This window comes from Humiphilus diazotrophicus, assembly GCF_059726315.1.
In genome coordinates, this window is sequence record NZ_AP040870.1 from 6,437,938 (window position 1) to 6,458,705 (window position 20,768).

The window sequence follows — 20,768 nt, forward strand, 5'->3', positions numbered from 1 at the left end:
GATCCAACGCAGAGAAAAGCTAAAACAACAATGGCTTGCCGGATTTGTCTGGGTTTATTCCCCAGGACCGATCTGATATGTGTCTCGGGCTTTGTCAGAAGAAATTTTCGGAAAACCAGGACAAAGCAATTACTTCAAGTCGTTAAGTAAGCGAAAGCGGTACATGAGTGAGACAACAGGATGAAATATAGCGCAAATTGGAGACGATTGTGCAAGGAAATTGTTATAGAAAGAGAAAATCTTGCACATTTTTACCGCTATTCATCCGATTGGTTACTTCTGGTTACTGTGGTGAGCTCTTTGTTGATTTAGCCAAGTACTTTTGTGACGATTGATCTAAGTAATCTCTGTTACCGGAGATATTGAGATAGTACATTCCTTTGGTTTGATAACTAACTCGCAGTCAAACTAGTTACTTCGCCATATTGCTGGCAATACCATTCCGTGGTCAGTTCGAGTCCTTTCTGGAAGGAAGTGGTTGGTTCGTAGCCGAGCATTTGCTGCGCAAGAGAAATATCTGCGACAGAATTACGAATATCGCCATTTCTCTGAGGGGAAAAGCGTGGTTCTATCGTTATCTGTAAGATGCGCGATATTTCTTGAAAGAGATCCAGCACGCTATGACTTTTCCCTGTACCAATATTGAAGACTTTACCGCTAACCTTCTCAGCTGGAGCTTCTGCTGCAAGCAGGTTCGCCGCTACGACGTCCTTAATGTAGGTAAAGTCCCGCCGTTGTAAGCCGTCTCCATAAATAGTTGGAGTCTGTCCGGAGAGTAGATCCGTGGTAAATCTGGCGATAACGCCGGAATAAGGAGAATCTGCGCTCTGGTGAGGTCCGAAGATATTGAAGTAGCGAAGCATAACTGTCTCCATACCATGGAGCGTATGGAAGCATCTCATATAGTGTTCGCTGGAGAGCTTCTGGACGGCATAGGGCGATTCCGGGGCTGGCGACATCTCTTCTGTCTTAGGGAGGGCCGGGGCGCTGCCATAAACGGCTGAAGAGCTCGCAAACACTATTCTCCTGATGCCACAGTCCTTCGCAACCTTTAGTAAAGCTACCGTGGCGTTGAGATTCGCATGATTTGTGCCAATCGGATCATTGACCGAGCGAGGCACAGAGGCGATTGCCGCCTGATGAAAGACTGCGTCGATTCCGTATAGGTTCTCTCGAATGCCGTGAATGTCATTGAGGTTGAGCATGTGCCATTCGAAATTAGATCCCAGGCCACGGATGTTCTGTACGTTTCCACCGGCGAGATTATCAATGCCAATGACGGTATGACCTTGGCGGATGAGCTCTTTGGCAATAGAGGATCCGATAAAGCCGGCGGCCCCAGTGACGAGATATTTCATGGTTCTTTTCTCCATACGGATGAAACAGCGGGTTGAGATCTGCACGATCCCAACTCCGTAGCAGCAATCCGTTTGCCAACTTTGCCTTTGGATCTCTATTCCCTCTGCGACTTTGAAATAGATACTGTGTTTCCTCATCACTATTCAGAGATGAGAAGAGGATTGCACACAAAGTGAACAAAGATGTGCTATTCGTTTCTTCTCTCAAGAGGGGAACTCGTTGCATCACCTCTGTAATTTGTGTAACGCGTGTCATACGCAGAGAAGACAGCCTGCAAAAACCACGAAAAACAGGCATGCAGGTTTGTGGGAGACAAATGGAACGTCACTTGCAATAGGACTAGTCAAGAAGTGACCCCTGGGTTTAGGTAGGAAAGGCCAATGCAGCTGATGCAAGATTTAAATTCGAACTCGCGTGTTTCCGAATCGAAGGAAATTCCAGAAGAGGTGATCCTCGGGGTGACGCCTGCAATGCAGAGTGTCATCAGTAAAGTACAGAAGGTCGGCCCCACGGAGATTCCGGTTTTGATTCGTGGTGAGAGCGGTACAGGGAAAGAAGTTATCGCCCGGCTCCTCCATCGCTATTCGAGAGTACGGAGTGGTCCGTTCGTAAAGCTGAACTGCGCGGCCATCCCCAGCACCCTTCTGGAGAGCGAACTCTTCGGTTATGAGCGTGGAGCCTTTACGGGCGCACACGGTACCAAGCCCGGCAGGGTCGAAGCCGCAAACGGAGGAACTCTTTTGCTGGATGAGATCGGCGATATGGATCCCGGTCTGCAAAGCAAATTGCTCCACCTTCTACAGGATGGTAGCTTCTGCCGTATCGGCGGACGTGAAGATCGCTTCGCCCAGGTGCGGGTAATCTGCGCAACCAATGTCGATCTGGAAGCAGCGATGGAGGCGCAGAATTTCCGTCGCGACCTCTTCTACCGCATCGGGGTCGTAACGATTTCTCTCCCGCCCCTGAGAGAGAGAAAAGAAGATATCCCTGTTCTGGCCAATTATTTCTTGAATCATCTTGGAGAGCGATTCGGGAAAGAGGGACGCCCCCTCTCGGAAAACATGCTCAGCCTGATGATGGAATATGACTGGCCGGGCAACATTCGCGAACTTCAGAACTGGGTAGCGAGATACATCATTCTCGGGTTGGAGGATGTTCTCCTGCAGGAACTGGAGCGCAGAACCACAACTGTGAGTGTGAAGGTTGAAGAGCCTTCTGCAGAGATTACGGAAGCACCGGCTGTACTGCAGGAAGAAGAGCACGACCTGAAGCGTAGTTCCAGGCAGGCAGCGCAGGAACGCGAGCGTGAGCTCATCCAGCGCACGCTGGAAGCCAATCAATGGAATCGCAGGAAGACGGCTCAGCAACTGCACATTAGCTACCGTGCGCTTCTATACAAGATGCAGGACGCGGGTTTTCTTTCCAACCGTGCCAAAAAATCCTGAAGCATTTCTCGCATCGTTGTAGATCGAAGCGAGAGAAGATCGTGCAGTTTTCCGCGAAAGAAAGCTGCTCTTAACGCAGTTGGAAAGCGCACAACAAGTGCGGGAAATGCTTAACCAAATCAAGCCTTTAAGAGGGAAGAATGCAAATGAGCAAAAGCACCATGGAATCGACCATCCCAGTTCTTGACCTGAAGCCTCAATTCGAAGCGTTGCGTCAGCCAATTATCGAAGCGATTGAAGGCGTCCTTCGGGATCAGCACTTCATTCTCGGCCCCAACGTTGGAGCTCTGGAGCAGGAAGTCGCTGCCTTCTGCGGTTGTGCGCATGGTGTTGGTGTAGCTTCCGGTACAGATGCTCTGATTCTTGCGCTGAAAGCAGCCGGAGTTGGCCCTGGCGACGAGGTCATCGTTCCGGCCTTCACCTTTATTGCTACCGCCGATGCGGTCAGTATGCTTGGTGCGACACCGGTCTTTGCTGACATCGATCCTGAGACCTTCAATATCGATCTCAGATCGGTTATGCGTCACCATACGCGCAAGACCAAGGCTGTCGTTCCTGTTCATCTCTATGGACAGCCAGCCGATATGGACCCACTTCTTACCTGGGCAGAGCTGGAACATATCGCTGTTGTTGAGGATGCAGCACAGGCTCTGGGATCTCGTTATCTCGGACAGCGTGTTCCCGGGCTGGGCAACTTTGGCTGCATCAGCTTCTTCCCGAGCAAGAACCTGGGAGCGTACGGTGACGGCGGCATGATCGTCACGAACGATCCTGAGGCTGCGGCCTATCTGCGTGCTCTGCGTGCACACGGCAGCAAGAAAAAGTACCACAATGATTTTCAGGGCTGGAACAGCCGTCTGGATGAGATTCAGGCCGCTATTCTGCGTGTGAAGCTTCCGTGTTTGGATCGCTGGAACGAGCGCCGCAGAGAGAATGCCGCTATCTATGACGAGTATCTCTCCGGAAATCCGGACATCGTAACGCCAAAGGTATCAGCGAATGTTGCTCATGCTTTCCACCAGTATACCATCCAGGTGCCGCATCGCGATCGTGTGCAGTCGTTGCTGAAGGACCAGGGGATTCAGACCATGATCTATTATCCTGTGCCGCTGCACATGCAAAAGATGTATTGCCCAGAAGGAAGCACTCCCGAGCGTTTACCGAATTCGGAAGCGGCGGCAGCAAGAGTCTTGTCGCTACCGATGTTCCCCGAATTGACCAAAGAACAGATCGGTGCCGTAGCTGATGCTCTCTTCAATGCTGTCGATCAGGCTACCAGCGAAGCAACAGCCGCATAAATCATAAGGAACCGCCCTCTTTTGTGAGGGTGGTTCTTCACCCTCAATATTGTATTAAAAGAAGGAGAAACTACCAGTTATGACTATTTGCGGGCAAGCTCTTCCCATTCGCAGCGCGCAACTGGCAGTTCTTGAATGCAGCCTCATTGCTATTTTCGTCTCTCTTCTCTATTCCGTTACGCGACTGCACGACGGATTTGCGGATGGGTTGGTCCTGAACTTTGCCAGAATTGCCTTAATCGTTTTCACCTATACCGTTGTTTTCTTCTATGTAGAGCTCTTCCATCCGGGGATTCTCTCCCGGGAGCGGAATCGCGCTTCGCAAGTGATGCAGGGAATCGGACTAGTATGTCTTCTGATTGCCGGATGCTACTTTCTCGTACCCAATCTAGGTTCGGGACCTTTAGGTTCTGCGCTGCTTGCCCCAATTCTGCTGCTGCCTGTGCTTGGCTTGCGTAATACCCTCTGCCATAGCCCGATTCTTGCAACACAAAGAATTGCTTTGGTAGGTAGCGGAAGCGATATCGATCAGCTTACAGCGGAACTCGAGCAACATCCTGAATGGGCCATTCGCATGGTTCCTTTCGAAAAGCTCGATCTGTTCTGGGCGAAGTATCGGCAAGAGCAGGACTTCTTCGGTCGTAAGTCGCGGCGTCCGATCAGCCGCATCGTGATTTCATCGGAGGTACTGCGCGATCCTACACTTGCCTCCACGCTGCTGATTCTTAAAGCGGGCGGTATGCGGGTGGAGTATGCAAATACTTACCTGGAGCGCTTGAGTGGGCGAGTTCCAATCGATGAAGTCAGCGTAGGGCAAATGCTCAACTCTTCGGGGTTCACATTCGGGTTTCTGACACGGTCAACGAAGCGGCTGATTGACATTGTTGTAGCTTCTACTTTGTTTGTCCTTACTCTTCCAATCCTGTTGCTGGCGTTGCTGGGGATCTATCTGGAGAGTGGACGTCCGATCTTCTATATCCAGAAGCGTGTTGGCTTGAAGGGAAGAGAGTTTTCAATCCTAAAGCTTCGTACCATGCTTCCAGCGAAGGGGAAAGAAGAAGCCTGGACTAAGGATTCCGATCCCCGCATTACTAAGCTTGGCAAGACTCTTCGTAAGTTCCGCATTGATGAGCTGCCGCAGCTGATTAATGTCATTCGCGGGGAGATGAGCATGGTTGGCCCAAGGCCGGAGCAGCCTGCAATCTCTGAGATGTTAAGCCGTAAGATTCCGTACTTCGATCTGCGCCATAGTGTTCGTCCCGGAATTACCGGTCTGGCTCAGGTACGTTATCAGTACGGTGCATCGATTGAACAATCGCATATCAAGGTTGAGCACGATCTGTTCTATATCAAGCATCTATCGGTATCGATGGATCTGGTAATCCTCGCTTCTACGATTAAGACCGTACTACTCGGCCGCGGCGCCAAGTAGCAAGTAATAGATAATTCCCGATAACCCACCAGTTGTGGACATCGACTGATAGGCCAGTGTCCACAACTGGTGGGCTATTCATTTGCTGTGGCAGGCAAGCTCAACGGACTGGATCCAGAACTCTATCTTCGTCGAGTGCTCGAACAGGTAGCCGATCACCCGATCAACCGCCTCCACGAACTGCTGCCATGGAGTCTCGCAATGGCTCAAAACGATTTGGCTTGATCTCAAGGGTCTATTTGCCTGAAGTGGACACTTGAGATCCATCTCTTCGTTAAGCACTAGAAGCATTGCCTGGAAGTGCGGTCCCGCTTCACTTTTGGTATTCCTCAAGATTATCCGCCGTGTTTTTCCCTCGCAACGAAACATAATTTCGATTGAGCCAATCGCAAGCGTTCTGCGTAAATGTCAAAAACCGAGTGGGCTGCTTTTCCAGGGATCCTCCCCGCACAACTTCGTGTGAGTACCGGATGTAATGAAGGAGTCGGTCATTTTCAGTGGAATTGAGGTTCTGCGGCAGGGAGTACAGCATATGAATCGGCCCATTCAGACGCAAAAACGGTGAACTCTTTTCGGGATTGCGGCCTTGCGGTCCAGTCACTCCGTCGACGTTTGTGAATAAAAGGCTGTGCTTGAGTTCCGGATAGAATTCAATCTCAGCAAGCGCTACTGCTGTAAATTCGTATGGCCTGCTCTGAGAGAATACCCTCGCTCCGTGCGACTCTATAAGATACGTTGCAAAGCGCTCGGCATCGATAGGCTTCCAAAATGCCGTTATCTCGTGCCTCTTCGGGCTCTGCCAAGGTTGTTCAATCGGGTCCAAAGGCGTGGCGACAAGTTGGTCTGTTGGACTGTATTTGATGTCGATCTGAGTGGGCGCTTGCCCGTGACCACAGGCTATGCAGATCGGCTTAATCTGAATACTGCGCACATCGCCGCTTTGGCGGAACTCATATTCCAGTTCTACTCGAAATAGCGTGCCTCTGCATCGGCACCGACTCAGCTTCGGTCTGCCATCTTGCAGTACGTCCGCCCAATATTCCCGGCTATCGAGGAGAAGCGAATGATGCCCGGCAACACAGGTTAACAAACCTATCTGCTCATCACGTTTAATCCTCACTTGGAACTCTTCCGCTCCGCAAGCACAGCGACACCGATTTTCAAGGCTATTCATTTCTAAAAGCATAGCCCAAATCAAATCATTCGAGCAGGTCAGGAAATAGGGTGTGGGGAGAAGCGGGCGCTTATCTCCTAGGCATTTCTTCACGGGGATAGCAGAGAGCCGCGTAAGCCATGGTGACTTGATCTTTGTTTTTCCGGAAAGTGCTATGCCGCTTCGTTTCACTTTACGGCGAAGATGGGGATTTTGAGCCTAGTTGTAACAACACCCTCCATAGTTCTGGAGCTGCAAAGAAAGTGCTATAGGAACCTTCCGGTCCTATAGCACCCCTTGTAGTCTGGTTTTGCTCTAGATACGGAAGATCGGCTTCAACCTCTTGCCATGAGTTCTTCTTGTTTCGCAGCGCTGCTCTCGGTGCAGTTCTCAATGACAGCTCGCTGCGGTTCCCAGGTCGTAAACTTTTCTTTCTTGAGGAGTTGCAGGATGCTGGCTAATACAGCAGCATTGACTGTGCAGTAATACAGCGGAATATTGAGTGCCGGCAGCTTGCGCACAGCGGGAATGAAGTAGGCCATTGCAGCCGCAAGATAGAAGGCCACTTGCAGCAACAAGATCCCTAGCATGATCGGGTTTTGTGCCAGCAGGCAAGTACCGATAAACAGGACCGGAAGTACAAACGGCACCGACCAGCGCAGCAGTTTCTGTGACCAGATCTGCAATGCCATCCACAATCCGCTTTTCCCGAGCAGCATGGGATAGATAGAGAGCAGGCCCCAAAGTGCTCCGGTAATAACCCGAACTCTCATCCGAAACTCTTGAGTTGTCGAGACAGTAGTCTCTTCCATAACAAGAGTGCGGTCTTCGTAGAGAACCCGATAGCCTTTTCTTACAATCAGCAACGGCTGGATCAGATCGTCGATAATGCTGGATGCCAGAGGGGTATGGAGTTCGCGACGGATGGCATAAAGGCAGCCTGAGCATCCTGTGGTGCTGTGAATTCTCGATTGCAGGTTGCGGATATGGCTATCATAGCTCCAGTACGCCATCTGGCCTTTCCCGGTGGGAGAGTCTTCGGTTGGATCGGCATAGACGAAGCGTGCACCTACCGCTCCAACTTTAGGATTGGAGAAGTTGCCAGCCAGATACTGCAGACAGTCTCCCTTGAGAACGGTTGTGGCGTCGGAAAAGACGATGATTTCGTTGCGGGCATAGCCGACAGCAACATTTTGCGCATTCGTCTTTCCACCACGGGGAGAGATGCGGATATACTCAACGCCGCGAGTCTTGAACTCTTTGACGATATCGTCGGTTCCGTCATCGCTGTCGTCGGAGACAACAATAATCTGAAGCTTGTCTTTCGGATAGTCGAGAGCCAGTGTCTCTTCGAGCTTCTTCCGAATTCCTGCTGCTTCATTGCGGGCTGCAATGATCATGGTCAGGCTGCGGTCGGTTGTCGGCGCAGCTTTCCTCTTGGGAAAGAAGAAGGCGACCACGCTGAGCAGTAGCGGATATCCCAGATAGATATAGAAAAGTAGCAGTGCCGCTCCACAGAAGAGGAGCAGGCCGATATCAGTTCTTGTGATGTTCGCTAAGAAGTTCGTCATAGTACTCGAGCAGCTCCTGCATCATGTTTTCGAAGGAAAATCTGGACTGAACATGCTGTAGCGCAAGTTGCCCTGTCCTGTAACTCAGTTCCGGTGAGTGGAGATAGGCGCAGACATGGGAAGCGGCAGACTGATAATCGCCAGCCCGAACCATGCTTCCTATATTCGAGTTCGACAGAATCTCCCCAACGCCGCCAACCTGAGTCGCTACCACTGGAAGTCCGGAGGCCATGGCCTCAAGCAAGGCATTGGGCATGCCTTCGCTATCGGAGAGCAGACAGAAGACGTCTACCAGCTGCATCAGGGAGCGGGGATCTTTTACGTTCCCAAGGAAGTGCACCCGCGAAGTGAGATTCAATTCATCGCATAGGTTGCGAAGTTCTTTTTCGAGCTCCGTGTCGGCAATTCTTCCTGCTATTAGGAAATGGGTATCCGGAAACTCCAGCGAGACTTCGTGAGCCATATGGAGGAACGTCTTATATCCCTTCCAGGGCAGGACGTGTGCAACACTCAGGACCAGAGGCGCGCCAAGAGGAACGTTTGCCTCCTGCAGAATCTTGATACCTTCGTTCGAGATCGATACCGTTTTGGGATCGGCAAGGACTCCGTTGTAAATGGTGCGAATTTTCCGCTCCTGCACGCGGTCTTCACGAATCACCTGCTGCCGGATAGCTTCGCAGACAGTGATGGTGCCGTGAAACATCGGCGCAATCCTGCGGTAGAGGGATTGATGACGAGGTGTGCGCAACAGTCCCATATCGCGGCGGTTTGAGACCAGGACCGGTACTCCGGCGAGCCTGGCGATCAGTCCACCAAAGAGATCGGCACTTACAAAGAAGGTCTGTGCAAGATCGACACCTTCCCTGCGCATCCAGCGGCCCAGCTGAAACGAGGTCTTGATACCTTGCCAGCTGGCCACGCGTTCAAGCTCATATACATGGACGGGTTCGAAGTGCACTTCCTGCGAGACCGGGTTCCGGAAGGTAACAACGCTGACTCGAGAGCCAATCTGCTGCAGCCTTTCGGCGATGCGGAGCATCATGCGCTCTCCGCCGCCCAGTGCTTCAAGTTGATCCACGAGAAAAAGGAAATGACTCCTGCGAATTCGTGTCAGGTCCAGATGCTCTGTCGGGAACGGATCTGCCGCAACTCTCCCGGGAAAAGGGTAGAGATTTCCGCGAGTCTCCTTGGGTATGGAAACGGAAGCGTAACTCATTCTGCTGCCACCTTTGCTGGTAGTCCGGTATAGATTGGTTCAGGTTCCTGCTCTTCGATTTCCTTCTTCTTTTGACCAACAAGATCGATGCCTCTAACCGTCAGAGCTAGGAATGTCCACGTATAGCCTGAGATTTGGTGATAGGTCCATCGATCGCCGAAGAAGTTGGTGATTGCGGATGTTACCAGAAGAGCGGCCAGTCCTAGTCCTAAGGAGCTAAGTAGTTTATCGTCCTTTGCGGCGAGGAAGAGCTGCCAACCATAGCGGAAGATTGAGAACTGAATTGAGAAGAAGAGGAGCAGGCCCACGAGACCCATCTCCACTGCAACCTTCAAATAATAGTTATGTGTGTCGCTATAGATGGTTCGACCAAGATAGCGATAGGATACGTATCCGGTTCCGAAGATCGGATTATCGCGGATGAGCTCCGAGGCATCCTGCCAGAGCATGATGCGCTCCTGTGCGGACTCGTCCAGTTCGCCGCCCTGGTAACTCATCGTAATTCTGTCTTTCACTCCGGAGGGCAGGATTGCTTGCCAGCTGCAGAGAAGAACCACGAGCACGATAAGCCATTTACGCTCTTTCGCTACTCCAAGAAAGAGGAGGCCCATGACGAAGCCTAAATATCCTCCGCGCGAGAAGGTAAGAACCATGCACAAAAATGTCATGGCAATTACCACCCACAGCGTAGCTTTTTCGATGACCGAGGAAACTCCATGCCGAATTGCCAGGCAGAAGATAGTGAATTGCGCCATGAAGGCAGCTGCACCATTTTCTCCGGCATAGCCGAAGACACCGGCATAACGGGCACTATCGGAGTATTTCGAGAAGTCTCTATCTGCGACGGTACGTATGTATGCGTAGTCTGAGGCCAGAACGGTAAAGATCATCAGGGCCAGCAAGAGCCGGTATTGCTTCTTGTCCGTAAAAACCCTGCTCACAATTCCGTAGAGGAGGAACATCTCTATATAGCTCTTCCAATCGGAGAGCCGTTCGTCGCTGGGAGAGAAGGGAAGATCGTGGTGAATCACCAGCGATCCCCAACACAGGGAGACGTAGAAATAGAAGCCCAGAAATATAAGGAACATACTGAAGCGTGTTGAGGGAGCAGGGTACTCCTTCATTCGCATCAGGAAGCCTATGTATGACGAGAGCAACAGAATATCTATCAGCTGGTCTCCACCGGGAAGAATATGCAGCTGATATCTCAATGTCTGGAGCGGAAGAAGGGGAATTAGCACATATAACGCAACTCTGGGATTGCGGACGATCGAGAGGATACTGCCGATGATCATCGCAAAGTAAATTACCAGAGCTGTGCGGCTGGCATCCGCTCCGAACAAGGTCGTCAACACGTTCATGAAATCGGCCTCGTGGTCTTCAATTGCGCGTTTGTTTTGCGGGCCTTGATGATCGGGCGTGTTACATGATCAAGGATTTCGGCCCCCTTATCCCAGTCAAAATGAACCACGGCATTTTCAACCGCGGCTTGTTCCATCTTTTGCCTCATGTCATTGTCTTTAAGCAATTGAAGGACCTTTTCGCGGATGTCGTTCAGATTTTGCGGTTCAGCCAGAAGTCCGGTTTTGCCTTCCATGATGGCGTCGCCTGTTCCACCGGATCTTCCGCCAACCACAGCCTTTGCGCAGGCTCCAGCCTCGACAAAGACCATGCCGAAGGATTCGATATCGCCGTTCTTCTCGGTGCGGTTGATCATGACAAAGAGGTCACAGGAACGGTAATGATTTGCAACTTGTTCGTGGGGAATGTCTCCGGCGAAGAAGATGTGATCGCGGACGCCCAGTTTCTTTGCCGTTTCTTCGAGGTACTCGCGGTCTGGTCCATCCCCGACAACCGACCAAAGGAGATTGGGGAACTCTTTGATGAGGTCGGGAAGAATCGCCAGGACATCCTGCTGTCCTTTCCTGGGGCAGAGTCTTCCTACGGTGAGGATTACAGGCGAAGGAGCATCCTTTTGCCGTGGTGAGGGAGTCGGGGGATAAAAGGCATGCCTATCCACGCCGGGCTTGATCAAGGACACTACGTCGGAGCCTGCAATTTCCGAGACAAGCCGGAAGGCAAAGGGATTGGCTGCAACTATAGCGTTGGCGTTCCGGTAAATTACATCCCGCAGCTTCGGTACGAAACGGCGGCGATTGGTCTGGCTGATTTCATCTCCATGGACAAAGATCAGATACGGCACACCGAAGATGCGCTTAGCTAGATAAGCAGCAATGCCTTGAGGCATGAGGTCGCCGCAATAGACAAGATCAGGCTCCCAGGAAAAGATATGCCACAAGATAAGCAGAATTCTTCTAAGTCCGGCAAACCAACGCCAGAAATGGAAGGTGGGAAGCCTCTTACCATAGCGGAGGATGAGGAAAGAATCGCTTTGATATGCAGCATCGAAGGCTTGCTCCCCATTGCAATGCGTGGTCAGGACGCGGATGAAGTAGTTTGGCAACAGACTCAAGCGCGACAGAAGATTGTGATAATAGACACGCGAACCTCCGGACCAGGGGAGATAAGCATCGGCAAGCATAAGGACTTTTGTTGCTGGGCTTGGGGAATTATGGTTCATCGTTAGTCGCCTAATCTTTCTGCTACAAGCGCGGGCGTTTTCACTTTATGCTGCGTCGACGCAAAATATGAGCGAAGGATATTTTTGCAGTCATTGTGAAAGAGCAACACGCCTGTGGCATAAATCGTCAACGCTGTCAGGCAGCGGACAACAAGCTCAACCATGGGGATAGACAAGATGATGTTTCGTCCTACAACCCATGCCACGCCGGCCGAGAGCAGCGGAACTAGAATGCTTCTCCAGGAGACAGCCAGGGGCATGATAGGCATAGCCACCATTGCGAGCACCGCAACCAGGAATACATAACTGAGCAGGGTCGCAAGCGCTGCGCCCATGAGGCCGATCCGAGGCAGCAGAAGGTAATTCAATCCCAAATTCAGTGCAGCCGATACGATGGTAATTATCGTGAGTGTTACTGTCCGTTTGTAAAGGATCAGTGGAGCATTCACAAAGATGTGTATCGCATACACCAGCAGCCCGCAGATCAGAACGGGGAAGAGAGAACTGGCTGCTGCATAACGTTTCGAGGCAAGGGTACAAATCAGGTCGTGCGCTCCGAGAAAGGAGCATAGTGCCAGACCTCCGACGGCAACAAGATAAAGCCGGAGGCTGCGGGATAGAAACTGCCGAGTTGCTTCGTAACCGGAGCGCTCCCACAGTTGGACATAGATGGGCATCATTGCCAGATTGATTGGCACCATCAGTGTCTCTTCCGCATAAGTTGCCAGAGAGTATGCGGCGGAGTAGTAGGCGAGCGGTGCTGCTCCTAGAAAACGGGCAATGAGAAGGCGGTCGCCGGAATCGAGCACCACGGAAGCCAGCTCATAGGCGATTAGTGGAAAAGCAAAGCACAACGCGGTAGAAGCTAATTGGGTGTTCCATGCGTCCAGCCTGATTCGGCCCGATTTCCAGAACCAGAACACCAGGGAGGCAGCAATGAGCGTTTCCGCAATCGCCAGTCCGGAGAGATAGAGAAAGAGGCTGGCAGTTAGAACCGCCGCCCCGACGCCAAGAAAGATACCCAGCATTTTGCCCAGGACTTCGCAGACGTTGTATAGCATCGGCCTATGTTCTACACGCAGGAAGGCGGACAGAATCGGTTGTACCGCACGCGTGATTACAAGTGCCGCGGTGACGGGAAGCAGCACGCGAACCGCCTGGGATAGGTGCGGCTGTGTCAGACGAATGCCCGCGTATCCCAAACAGACACAGGCTACGGCAATCATCAGGACGGTGAGCGTAAACGTGGTGAAGGCCGAAATCCTGGCTGCTTCGTTGTCGCTTCCTGGTGCAGGGGTGAAGCGCTGAACGGCATTCTGCAGTCCGCATTTGCCGATAACAGTCCAGACCACCGCAAGTTTCAATAACAGACTCAGTTGACCATACTGCTCGAGAGAGAGGACCCGGGTAAGAAAGGGAAATGAAAGGAAGCCCAGGCACATCAAGGCAACCTTACCCGAGAGATATTGGACTACATCCTTGCCTAATAGCCGTAAGTCACTCATTCCCCGATATCTCCCTGTTGGAAACCAAATGTCCTGTTGTTCGTCGATAAATGCGGTAATTAGAAGAGTCGTAGATCACATCGAAGCCGGGATTGTGTTCCAGCTGTTCTCTCAACTCGTCGTATTCGGGCTTCCAGCGAAGGCTGGCATGCATCCTGGTCCAGTCCTTATCGATCACGATGTAGGAGGCATCAGGGTGTGAGTACTCAAGCAGCCTAAGTGACTGGTAAACCCCTGCACGGTTTGCCACAGAAGGCAGCATGTAGCGCGGAACCGCTACAGAGGCCTGTTGTGGAATATAGTGAGGCAGCTGGCGTGCTTCGGAGTGCCATGGAGCACTGTGCCAGGCTTCCAACTCACTGCTCCCGACGGCGATTACCAAGGAGGTTGCGCTTGCGAAGAGCAGCAGGAACGAGAAGCAGCGCTGAGTATTGGCGTGTATCTGTACTCTGTGCGAGAGATATCTCGACACATGCGAGAGGGTAATAATGCTACCGACAAAGAGCAGCAGGAACGGGATCAAAGAATAATGCCGAAATACGATTGCGGAGTCACAACCACGGCTGCCCAGCATGTTGATGGCAATATACGGAAGAGCCATCAACCCGGCGGGCGAGGCGAAGGCCGGAAATAAGCCGGCGGGAGCCATAATGCCTCTCAGGTAGGTTCCCGTATCCCGATAGAAGATCAGCTCCGGGTGATGGATGATGCCGGAGAGCATGGCTCCGGGCGTATTGCCGAGGTCTACGAAACACGCTCCTACTGCGGAGGTAGCGCCTTGCAGAAAGTGCGGAAAGACCAGCTTCCAGGTCAGGACGGCCCAGCCGCCTGCAAGCAGGAATGATGGTGCCCACCATGTCCAGTTTCTCTTCCGGAGCAATGCCCACATCCCCAGTCCTGCCACGGCAAAGATCAAATCTTCCCGGATAATAAGCAGAACTGCCAGGCAGACATAGAACCGGACCTTGCGGTAGGTAAGCAGCGATTCAATCGCCAGGAGCAGAGGTAGCCCGGCCAGGCTCAGAGGTGCGTAGTCATACATCATCTGGCCCAGAAAGGCCGGGGCAATCATGCAGGCGATTGTCAATACAAGGGCCGGAACCTTATCGAAGTACAGGCGAGCGATCCGGTAAAGCGGCAAAGCGCAAAGCGTAACTACGAGATTCCTGCTGAGCAGTAATGTTTCGGCATGCGGAAACGCGCCGTAGAGAGGTGCAAGCAGGAAGAGAACCAGCTGGTTGTGTCCAGCGAAGTCACTCCAAACCGGGTGACTATAAAGAAGATCGTGATACTGGTTGGCATAAAAGAGGTGCCCGTGCAGGGTCGAATACAGGCATTGCATAAAGTATGCAATGTCTTGCCCAACGTATCCGAAGGCACGCAGCTTCCACAGTGCCAGGAATGAACTGATGCAGAAATAGAGAACCATCCACCCGATCAAAATGCCGTGCGGTGAGCCTGGTTGGCTCTCCGCACGGATATCGGATCGTGTGAATTGAAGTTTAGGTTTAAGGACACTTGCCTCCAGTACCGCAAAGATAAGAGCTGCGGTTGCTGGAATGAGTGACGAAGAAGGTGCTTGTGCAACAACGATCTCAGGAAGAAAGAGGCCCAGGAACCACAGCGAAAACACTGGCGTCCAGGGAGTCGAAGACATCGCCTTTACGACATTGCTCACACTGCGGAGCGCTAGGGGAAGAACCAATGCACTCGTCAGTAGTGCCAGGAAAAAGTGCCTGAACGAGTATGCACGGAGTATGGGAATAACGATCCATAAGAACCCCAAGAGGGATTCCGATAGAGCAAAGCTGATGGCTGTATAACGCCGTAAGCGTGACTTTATCGCGTGTACAGGTTCTGCAGCCATCGTTCCTGTCATTACCGGTGAAATAGCGGGCCTCATTCTTCGTTTCGTCGCTAGTAGCTGATTACTGAAATGTTGTTGTAGGCCACTGGCTGATTCGAGACATCGAGAGCAATCAAGCCAGAGGCGTAGGTACTGTCGGCAACCGTGAATAGTTGCACGTTGTCGACCAATACGGTCAAGTTGGTTCCATTGGCATCGATACGAACGTCATGGACGCCCGCACCCAGAGAAACCCCGGATGCCTGCGTTAAGACCGAGAATCCGTAATCGATATTCCATTGGCCGGTCTTCAGGAGTTTTACGATACCGCTACCCGGGTAGAACCAGAGTGCATATCCTGCTCCTGTCGCTGGATTGACGCGGAAGCGGATTCCACCGGGGTAGTTAAGGGCATTTGTAAGCGTTAGCCGTGTCTGGAAGGTGTAGTTCGTCCAGGAACTGTCTCCCGCATACTGCTGGGTTGCACCTCCGCCGTTGTACTGATAGCCGGAGCCAGTAACGGTCCATCCACTGGCCAGCCCCATAGGCGATGCTGTCCAGTTGCCGGTGCCATTCTGGAAGTTATCGGAGAACAACAGCGTTCCTACCCGGAGTGTCAGCGGAACCTGAACTCCACTAATACCCGAAGAGGATGGCGTAACTGTTAGCGTTCCGGAGTATGTTCCAACGGCCTGTCCTGTTGAAACAGCTCCGATTGCCAAGGCAGAAGGCGTTGTTCCGCTTGCCGTAGCGGTAAACAGGGCAGAGTTGAGCGATGAAGTCCAGTTGCTGGCAACACCATTGGATGTGTTGAGCGTGATGTTTGCCGGTAACGGATTCGAGGTTGTGCTACCCACCAGGCTGAGACTGGCAGGCGTTGTAACCAGACTGGTTGGCGAAACTACCAGCGTTACCGGTACGGTAATCGCTGCAGAGGCGCCAGCCACCGTAATTGTCACGTTGCCGGTATAGGTGCCTGCGGTCAGGCTAGCCACCGATGCTGTAATTGAGATTGCTCCATTCGTGCTTCCAGTAGAAGGAGAAATGGAGATCCAGGGGGAATCTGCGGTTGCACTGAAAGATGCTCCCGTAGGATTCGAGCTGATCGTGACGGATTGAGCTGCAGGATTGGCTCCGCCAGCATAGCCGTTAAAGCTGAGGCTTGTTGGCGCTGCTGAAGATTGTACTGCGGAGGCTTGTGTAACGGTTACGTTGACCGGGATACTTACGTCTCCATTGCCGGCTCCCTTTGAGACAACGTGGAGCGTAGCTGTGTAGGTGCCCGCCGACAATGACGTAGCGTCAACTACAAAGCTGCTTTGCAACGGTGACATTCCAGTCTGCGAGGTTCCCGTAAGCCAGGAGATGCTAGGCAATACGGAGACAGCCGCCGAGCCGTTATCGCTCATTGAGGTTGTAACCTGCTGACTAGTGGTGCCCTTCGAACCTGCCACTGCAGTCAGGTTGATTTGAGCAGGCGTGACCTGCATCGTTACCGCAGGCTGCGCTTGTGCGCTGGTTACCAGAAAGTTGCTGTAGGCGATCGGCTGGTTCGAGACATCCAATCCAACCATTCCACCCGTCAGTGTTGAGTCGTTTGCGGTGATAACCGGATTGCCGTCATAGAGAACAGTGACGACACCGTTGGCCACTTGAATTGCCAGTGTGTGGGCGGAAGCTGTGTCGATGGAGATCGACGAAGAGGTGCCCAGCACTGCCAGATTCGAGTCAATGTTCCAGGTGCTTGTTCTGAACAGTTTGATGTAGCCGTTTCCGGGATAGATCCAGGCTGCATACGATGCTCCGGTTGGGGAGATGTATGCCCGGATGCCACCAGGGTAGTTGTTTAGCGAGGAGAGGCGGATGCTTGCCTGGAAGGTGTAGTTCGACCAGGTTGCATTGCCGGTATAGAGCTGGGTATGTCCACCGCCATTATTGACGATTGCGTTTCCGCTGACACTCCAGTTGGAGGCGAGGCCCAGAGGCGAATACGCCCAGCCATCAAGAGTTACGGCTCCCGACCCTGTTTGTAGCAGGGAAGCGGTGAGTGTAAGCGTAACGGTTACGACCTTACTGTTGGTTGAGTCGTTTGCATTTCCAATTGTCACATGCCCCGTATGTGTTCCAGCGGTCAGGCCCGTGATGAGAGGAGATAGCGTGACGGTTGCCGGTCCGGTGCCGCTGCTTGCGGAAACCTGCAGCCAGGCAGCATCGGATTGCGTGGTCCAGTTCAGGGTTCCCGATCCCGCATTGGTGATCGAGATGTCCTGGGAAGCAATCGTTCCGTTTACCGCACCCGACATGGTGATCGAAGTCGGAGTGACAGCGACGGAAGGACTCTGGATTTCCAGAGTAACAGGAATTGCTACTGGGTTATTGCTTGCCGAGTTCGAGGTAATGGTGACTGTTCCGTTGTACGTTCCCTTAGCAAGGTTTCCAGGAGTCGCCGTCACCGTAATGGAACCCGGTGCAGTTCCTGCAGTTGCCGTTGCTGCCAGCCATGACTGATTGGATTGAACGTTGTAGGTGAGGGATCCGCCACCATTGTTCTTGACAATGAGATTCTGCGTCTGTTGCGTGCCCCCCGGTAGCGAAAGGAAGCTCACTGTTTCGGGAAGTGCCAGAATGCGTGGCGGCGTGGACTGTGCACCAGTCCAGGTATATCCACTTGTAAAGCCGGGAACAGACAGAAGCGTTCCTTCATTGTCTCCGGTAAACAGATAGGTATACGTCGGGACGGTGTTGCCGTCTGCATCGGTGGCCGATCCGGTAAAGTTCATGGTCAGCGTTGTTGTTGTCGCCGAGGCTGTGCTGAGGGTCGACTTGGTACGAGCCCGCATGTAATCCCCGAGATCATCCATGAATACGTGACGAACACTATGTTGATTCAGGAAGTTGGAAATGCCCTTGACAGCCTGTTGCTGTTCGGTAGTAGCTCCGTTTGCAAAGCTTCCGCCATCATGGTTGTAGACCTGGACAGGAGCCATGCTGGACCAGAATCTCCAGGTGTAGGCAGACCAGTTCTCAACGCTGTTGGCAACGGTGATGCCAGCGGGGTCATTTGGCCAGTCGGCATCGAAACGAGGGTAGGTGTATCCCAACAATTGGGAGCAGAAAGAGAAGAAGGTCTTTGACGGAAGCCCGGTGCGGCTATTTACGGTGATGTCGTCAGCGTAATAGATCGGCCATGTTTCAGCCGGGTTACCGTAGGTAGGAGGTAGTTCGTAAAGGCGGAAGGGCCTCAACGCAAGTCGTTGTGCATCCGTCTTTGCCGGAGTCTGAAGGTAATAGGCGCCCGGTTTCTGGATCGTCGTCAGGTAGCGAATGCCTAAGGAGTTCCAGAGATCGTAGCCGGTATTGTTGCTGAGATCCCAAAAGTGAGGAACCAGGCTCTTGGAGAGATATTTCGAGGGAATGGTGTCGGTTCCGCCATTGCCTTGAAACCACTGCAGGCCGGTATTCAGATTTGTCAGCCACTGGCTATCGGTAAGCTGTGTTGCGGAGGAACCGGGCCAATAGAAGTCACCGCCCTCGCCTCCTGTAACCGTGTGAATCACAACCTTAAGGAAGCCGCTCTGCATGAGATTGAGCATGGCGGTACGTTCTGCTCCACCTGCAAAGATCTCACCAGTCTGTACGTTAGCATTTACCTTCCAGGGACCACCGGTTCCATCGGCATTCGTGGTTCCAGTCAAGCTGGTATCCCAAAGAGCGGAAAGACGATCCGTCCAGCCACTGATTTCATCGTCCATCTGATCGGCCATCAAATGGGGATAGCCACGCAGGACGAAGGGCTTTCTCGCCGCCCATACCAGGCTTCTCCAGAAGAGGTCGTCAAGGCCCATCATGAAGCCGAAGCGGTCGGCTTTCAGGTAGTCATAGGTTCCAAAGTTTACAGCTCTGCCTCCGGGTGTCTGTACTGCGGTGACAAGCGGATCGGTACCAAGATAGGCGAGAACAGTTCCGCTCGCGCCGTTCAGTACGGTTGCCGTAGCAGAGTTGGTTACATATTGGTCGTTTTGATGGAAGGGATAGGTAAGGTCTCCCGTGGTACCGCTCGGGAAACGCAACTGTAATGCAGTGATGTAGTGCGGCGATGTTCCATCTGGAAGATAAGCCGCAGGGATGGTGATTTGTGTGGCAGCGGTACCAGTTTGCGAACTAGTTGCAGAGAATATCTGCTGGATGTGGTAGTTCGATCCAATGTTCGGATCTGAATCGAGATTCACAAAACCAGAGCCGTCGGCTACAGCCGTGGCAATGGCCTGTTGCCATGCACTGCTCAGATTCAATCCTTTATGTCCTGCAATGATGAGCTGGACAGAAGTGAGATCCGGGGGTGCAGTTGTGGAGACGTCTATGATTCGATAAGGAATCTGAAGATGCTCGAGATAGCGTTCCGGGTAGCGCTGGAACTCGCCAGGGTTGCTTGAGCTGGTATTGTACCCCGTTGAATTTGAGGAATTAACCAACACGTCTACGGTTAGATCGAACGTTTGTGCAAATGCCTGGGGAGCTGGCAACGCCAGCAGGAATACAGCGATCAGCAGAAACAGCGAAGATAGGGCGACTCGTGGTCGCCTTTTATAAAACATATTGTGTTTTCCCATGGAGAGGTCATTCTCCTCTGTAATTCGATAGATAACGATCGTAGGAATCCAGCGAACCCGTGCTGTCGTTTAACAGAACGAAGGTAAGACGGTTTCCTAGAACACTAGCGGCCCGGGTGATTAGGGGAGTAGGGGTCTTACGAACACGTACTACCATCAAAGTCGTGTCGGAGTGCGGAGCCAGTTCCATGACGTCGGAGACGGGGAAAACCGGCGGCGCGTCCATCACGACCCAATCGAACAACGATTCCACTCGAGTGAGCATGTTTCCCAAGTTCCCGTTTTGTAGAAGACGGGCAGCATTGGTAACAGACGACTCTACAGAAGCCACTGCAAGTGAAGTTCCAGTTATCTGATAGATCGAATCCAGGATGCTTGCCTTTCCATCCAGAACATCGGCAATGCCGTGCGCGGCGGGGGACTTGCCCAGCATTGTGTGGAGGACAGGCTTGCGAAGGTCCAGTTCGAGCAGCAGAACGTTTAATCCTCTTTCACTAAGCGCCCAAGCCATATTGAGCGCTGTTGTGCTTTTGCCGTCGCCGCCACTTGGGCTGGTGACCAAGAGACGGCGTCTGTACTGTGTGCGTTGCTGAATTGAGCAAGCTACAGTTCTGTATTGATCGGCTATGACTCCAAAGGGATCGTTTGCAAACACCAACGGTGCAAGCCGTTTAGCGTGTGCGGTGACATCCTTCTCTGGCCAAGACAGTGTATGAAGGCCTTTCATTTCTATAGGTACATCTGCGGAAGAT

14 protein-coding genes are annotated in these 20,768 nt (G+C 52.4%); 4 read left to right on the forward strand and 10 right to left on the reverse strand.

Annotated features, from left to right (window positions below; all coding sequences use genetic code 11):
• Positions 1–392: 392 nt before the first annotated feature.
• Positions 393–1,358: an NAD-dependent epimerase/dehydratase family protein gene (locus AC6I7T_RS26125; RefSeq protein WP_497790724.1), complete on the reverse strand. Its 966-nt coding sequence runs from the start codon at positions 1,356–1,358 to the stop codon at positions 393–395.
• Positions 1,359–1,739: 381 nt separating this feature from the next.
• Here AC6I7T_RS26125 and AC6I7T_RS26130 point away from each other — a divergent pair, with 381 nt between their 5' ends.
• The 4 genes from AC6I7T_RS26130 (at position 1,740) to AC6I7T_RS26145 (ending at position 5,759) form a co-directional block, all read left to right on the forward strand.
• Complete coding sequence (locus AC6I7T_RS26130; protein WP_497790725.1) at positions 1,740–2,804, forward strand: sigma-54 interaction domain-containing protein; 1,065 nt, start codon at positions 1,740–1,742, stop codon at positions 2,802–2,804.
• A 146-nt stretch (positions 2,805–2,950) separates the two neighbouring features.
• A complete protein-coding gene (locus AC6I7T_RS26135; protein WP_497790727.1) occupies positions 2,951–4,102 on the forward strand; it encodes a DegT/DnrJ/EryC1/StrS family aminotransferase in 1,152 nt (383 codons plus the stop codon).
• Between the two features lie 79 nt (positions 4,103–4,181).
• Entirely contained in the window at positions 4,182–5,534 is a 1,353-nt protein-coding gene (locus AC6I7T_RS26140; protein ID WP_497790729.1) for an exopolysaccharide biosynthesis polyprenyl glycosylphosphotransferase, read from the forward strand.
• 87 nt (positions 5,535–5,621) lie between these two features.
• Positions 5,622–5,759 (forward strand): transposase domain-containing protein, encoded by a 138-nt coding sequence (locus AC6I7T_RS26145; RefSeq protein WP_497790730.1) that lies wholly within the window; start codon positions 5,622–5,624, stop codon positions 5,757–5,759.
• Between the two features lie 88 nt (positions 5,760–5,847).
• On the opposite strand, the gene AC6I7T_RS26150 is transcribed toward AC6I7T_RS26145, so the two are convergent.
• The 9 genes from AC6I7T_RS26150 to AC6I7T_RS26190 form a co-directional block, all read right to left on the reverse strand.
• The gene (locus tag AC6I7T_RS26150; protein ID WP_497790731.1) at positions 5,848–6,654 is read right to left on the reverse strand and encodes a hypothetical protein; all 807 of its coding nucleotides are present in this window, start codon (positions 6,652–6,654) and stop codon (positions 5,848–5,850) included.
• A 368-nt stretch (positions 6,655–7,022) separates the two neighbouring features.
• On the reverse strand, positions 7,023–8,258 hold the full coding sequence (locus tag AC6I7T_RS26155; RefSeq protein WP_497790733.1) for a glycosyltransferase: 1,236 nt from the start codon (positions 8,256–8,258) through the stop codon (positions 7,023–7,025).
• Positions 8,224–9,474, reverse strand: coding sequence for a glycosyltransferase (locus tag AC6I7T_RS26160; RefSeq protein ID WP_497790734.1), 1,251 nt, complete (start codon positions 9,472–9,474; stop codon positions 8,224–8,226). The genes AC6I7T_RS26155 and AC6I7T_RS26160 overlap by 35 nt, the downstream gene beginning before the upstream one ends.
• Positions 9,471–10,835 (reverse strand): O-antigen ligase family protein, encoded by a 1,365-nt coding sequence (locus AC6I7T_RS26165; protein ID WP_497790735.1) that lies wholly within the window; start codon positions 10,833–10,835, stop codon positions 9,471–9,473. Before AC6I7T_RS26165 ends, AC6I7T_RS26160 begins: the two co-directional genes overlap by 4 nt.
• Positions 10,832–12,055 carry a glycosyltransferase gene (locus AC6I7T_RS26170; RefSeq protein WP_497790736.1) on the reverse strand — a complete coding sequence of 408 codons (1,224 nt, stop codon included), beginning with the start codon at positions 12,053–12,055 and terminating at the stop codon, positions 10,832–10,834. Before AC6I7T_RS26170 ends, AC6I7T_RS26165 begins: the two co-directional genes overlap by 4 nt.
• A gap of 2 nt (positions 12,056–12,057) precedes the next feature.
• On the reverse strand, positions 12,058–13,560 hold the full coding sequence (locus AC6I7T_RS26175; protein WP_497790737.1) for a lipopolysaccharide biosynthesis protein: 1,503 nt from the start codon (positions 13,558–13,560) through the stop codon (positions 12,058–12,060).
• Entirely contained in the window at positions 13,553–15,463 is a 1,911-nt protein-coding gene (locus AC6I7T_RS26180; protein WP_497790739.1) for a DUF2079 domain-containing protein, read from the reverse strand. The genes AC6I7T_RS26175 and AC6I7T_RS26180 overlap by 8 nt, the downstream gene beginning before the upstream one ends.
• Before the next feature lie 14 nt (positions 15,464–15,477).
• A complete protein-coding gene (locus AC6I7T_RS26185) occupies positions 15,478–20,001 on the reverse strand; it encodes a beta strand repeat-containing protein (RefSeq protein WP_497790740.1) in 4,524 nt (1,507 codons plus the stop codon).
• A gap of 22 nt (positions 20,002–20,023) precedes the next feature.
• Positions 20,024–20,743: a CpsD/CapB family tyrosine-protein kinase gene (locus AC6I7T_RS26190; protein WP_497790741.1), complete on the reverse strand. Its 720-nt coding sequence runs from the start codon at positions 20,741–20,743 to the stop codon at positions 20,024–20,026.
• Between the last annotated feature and the right edge of the window lie 25 nt (positions 20,744–20,768).

Bases quoted from the DNA above. Each gene is read 5' to 3' on its own strand.
- AC6I7T_RS26125 (WP_497790724.1), bottom strand. From the start codon at position 1,358: ATGAAATATCTCGTCACTGGGGCCGCCGGCTTTATCGGATCCTCTATT.
- AC6I7T_RS26130 (WP_497790725.1), top strand. From the start codon at position 1,740: ATGCAGCTGATGCAAGATTTAAATTCGAACTCGCGTGTTTCCGAATCG.
- AC6I7T_RS26135 (WP_497790727.1), top strand. From the start codon at position 2,951: ATGAGCAAAAGCACCATGGAATCGACCATCCCAGTTCTTGACCTGAAG.
- AC6I7T_RS26140 (WP_497790729.1), top strand. From the start codon at position 4,182: ATGACTATTTGCGGGCAAGCTCTTCCCATTCGCAGCGCGCAACTGGCA.
- AC6I7T_RS26155 (WP_497790733.1), bottom strand. From the start codon at position 8,258: ATGACGAACTTCTTAGCGAACATCACAAGAACTGATATCGGCCTGCTC.
- AC6I7T_RS26160 (WP_497790734.1), bottom strand. From the start codon at position 9,474: ATGAGTTACGCTTCCGTTTCCATACCCAAGGAGACTCGCGGAAATCTC.
- AC6I7T_RS26165 (WP_497790735.1), bottom strand. From the start codon at position 10,835: ATGAACGTGTTGACGACCTTGTTCGGAGCGGATGCCAGCCGCACAGCT.
- AC6I7T_RS26170 (WP_497790736.1), bottom strand. From the start codon at position 12,055: ATGAACCATAATTCCCCAAGCCCAGCAACAAAAGTCCTTATGCTTGCC.
- AC6I7T_RS26175 (WP_497790737.1), bottom strand. From the start codon at position 13,560: ATGAGTGACTTACGGCTATTAGGCAAGGATGTAGTCCAATATCTCTCG.
- AC6I7T_RS26180 (WP_497790739.1), bottom strand. From the start codon at position 15,463: ATGAGGCCCGCTATTTCACCGGTAATGACAGGAACGATGGCTGCAGAA.
- AC6I7T_RS26185 (WP_497790740.1), bottom strand. From the start codon at position 20,001: ATGTTTTATAAAAGGCGACCACGAGTCGCCCTATCTTCGCTGTTTCTG.
- AC6I7T_RS26190 (WP_497790741.1), bottom strand. From the start codon at position 20,743: ATGAAAGGCCTTCATACACTGTCTTGGCCAGAGAAGGATGTCACCGCA.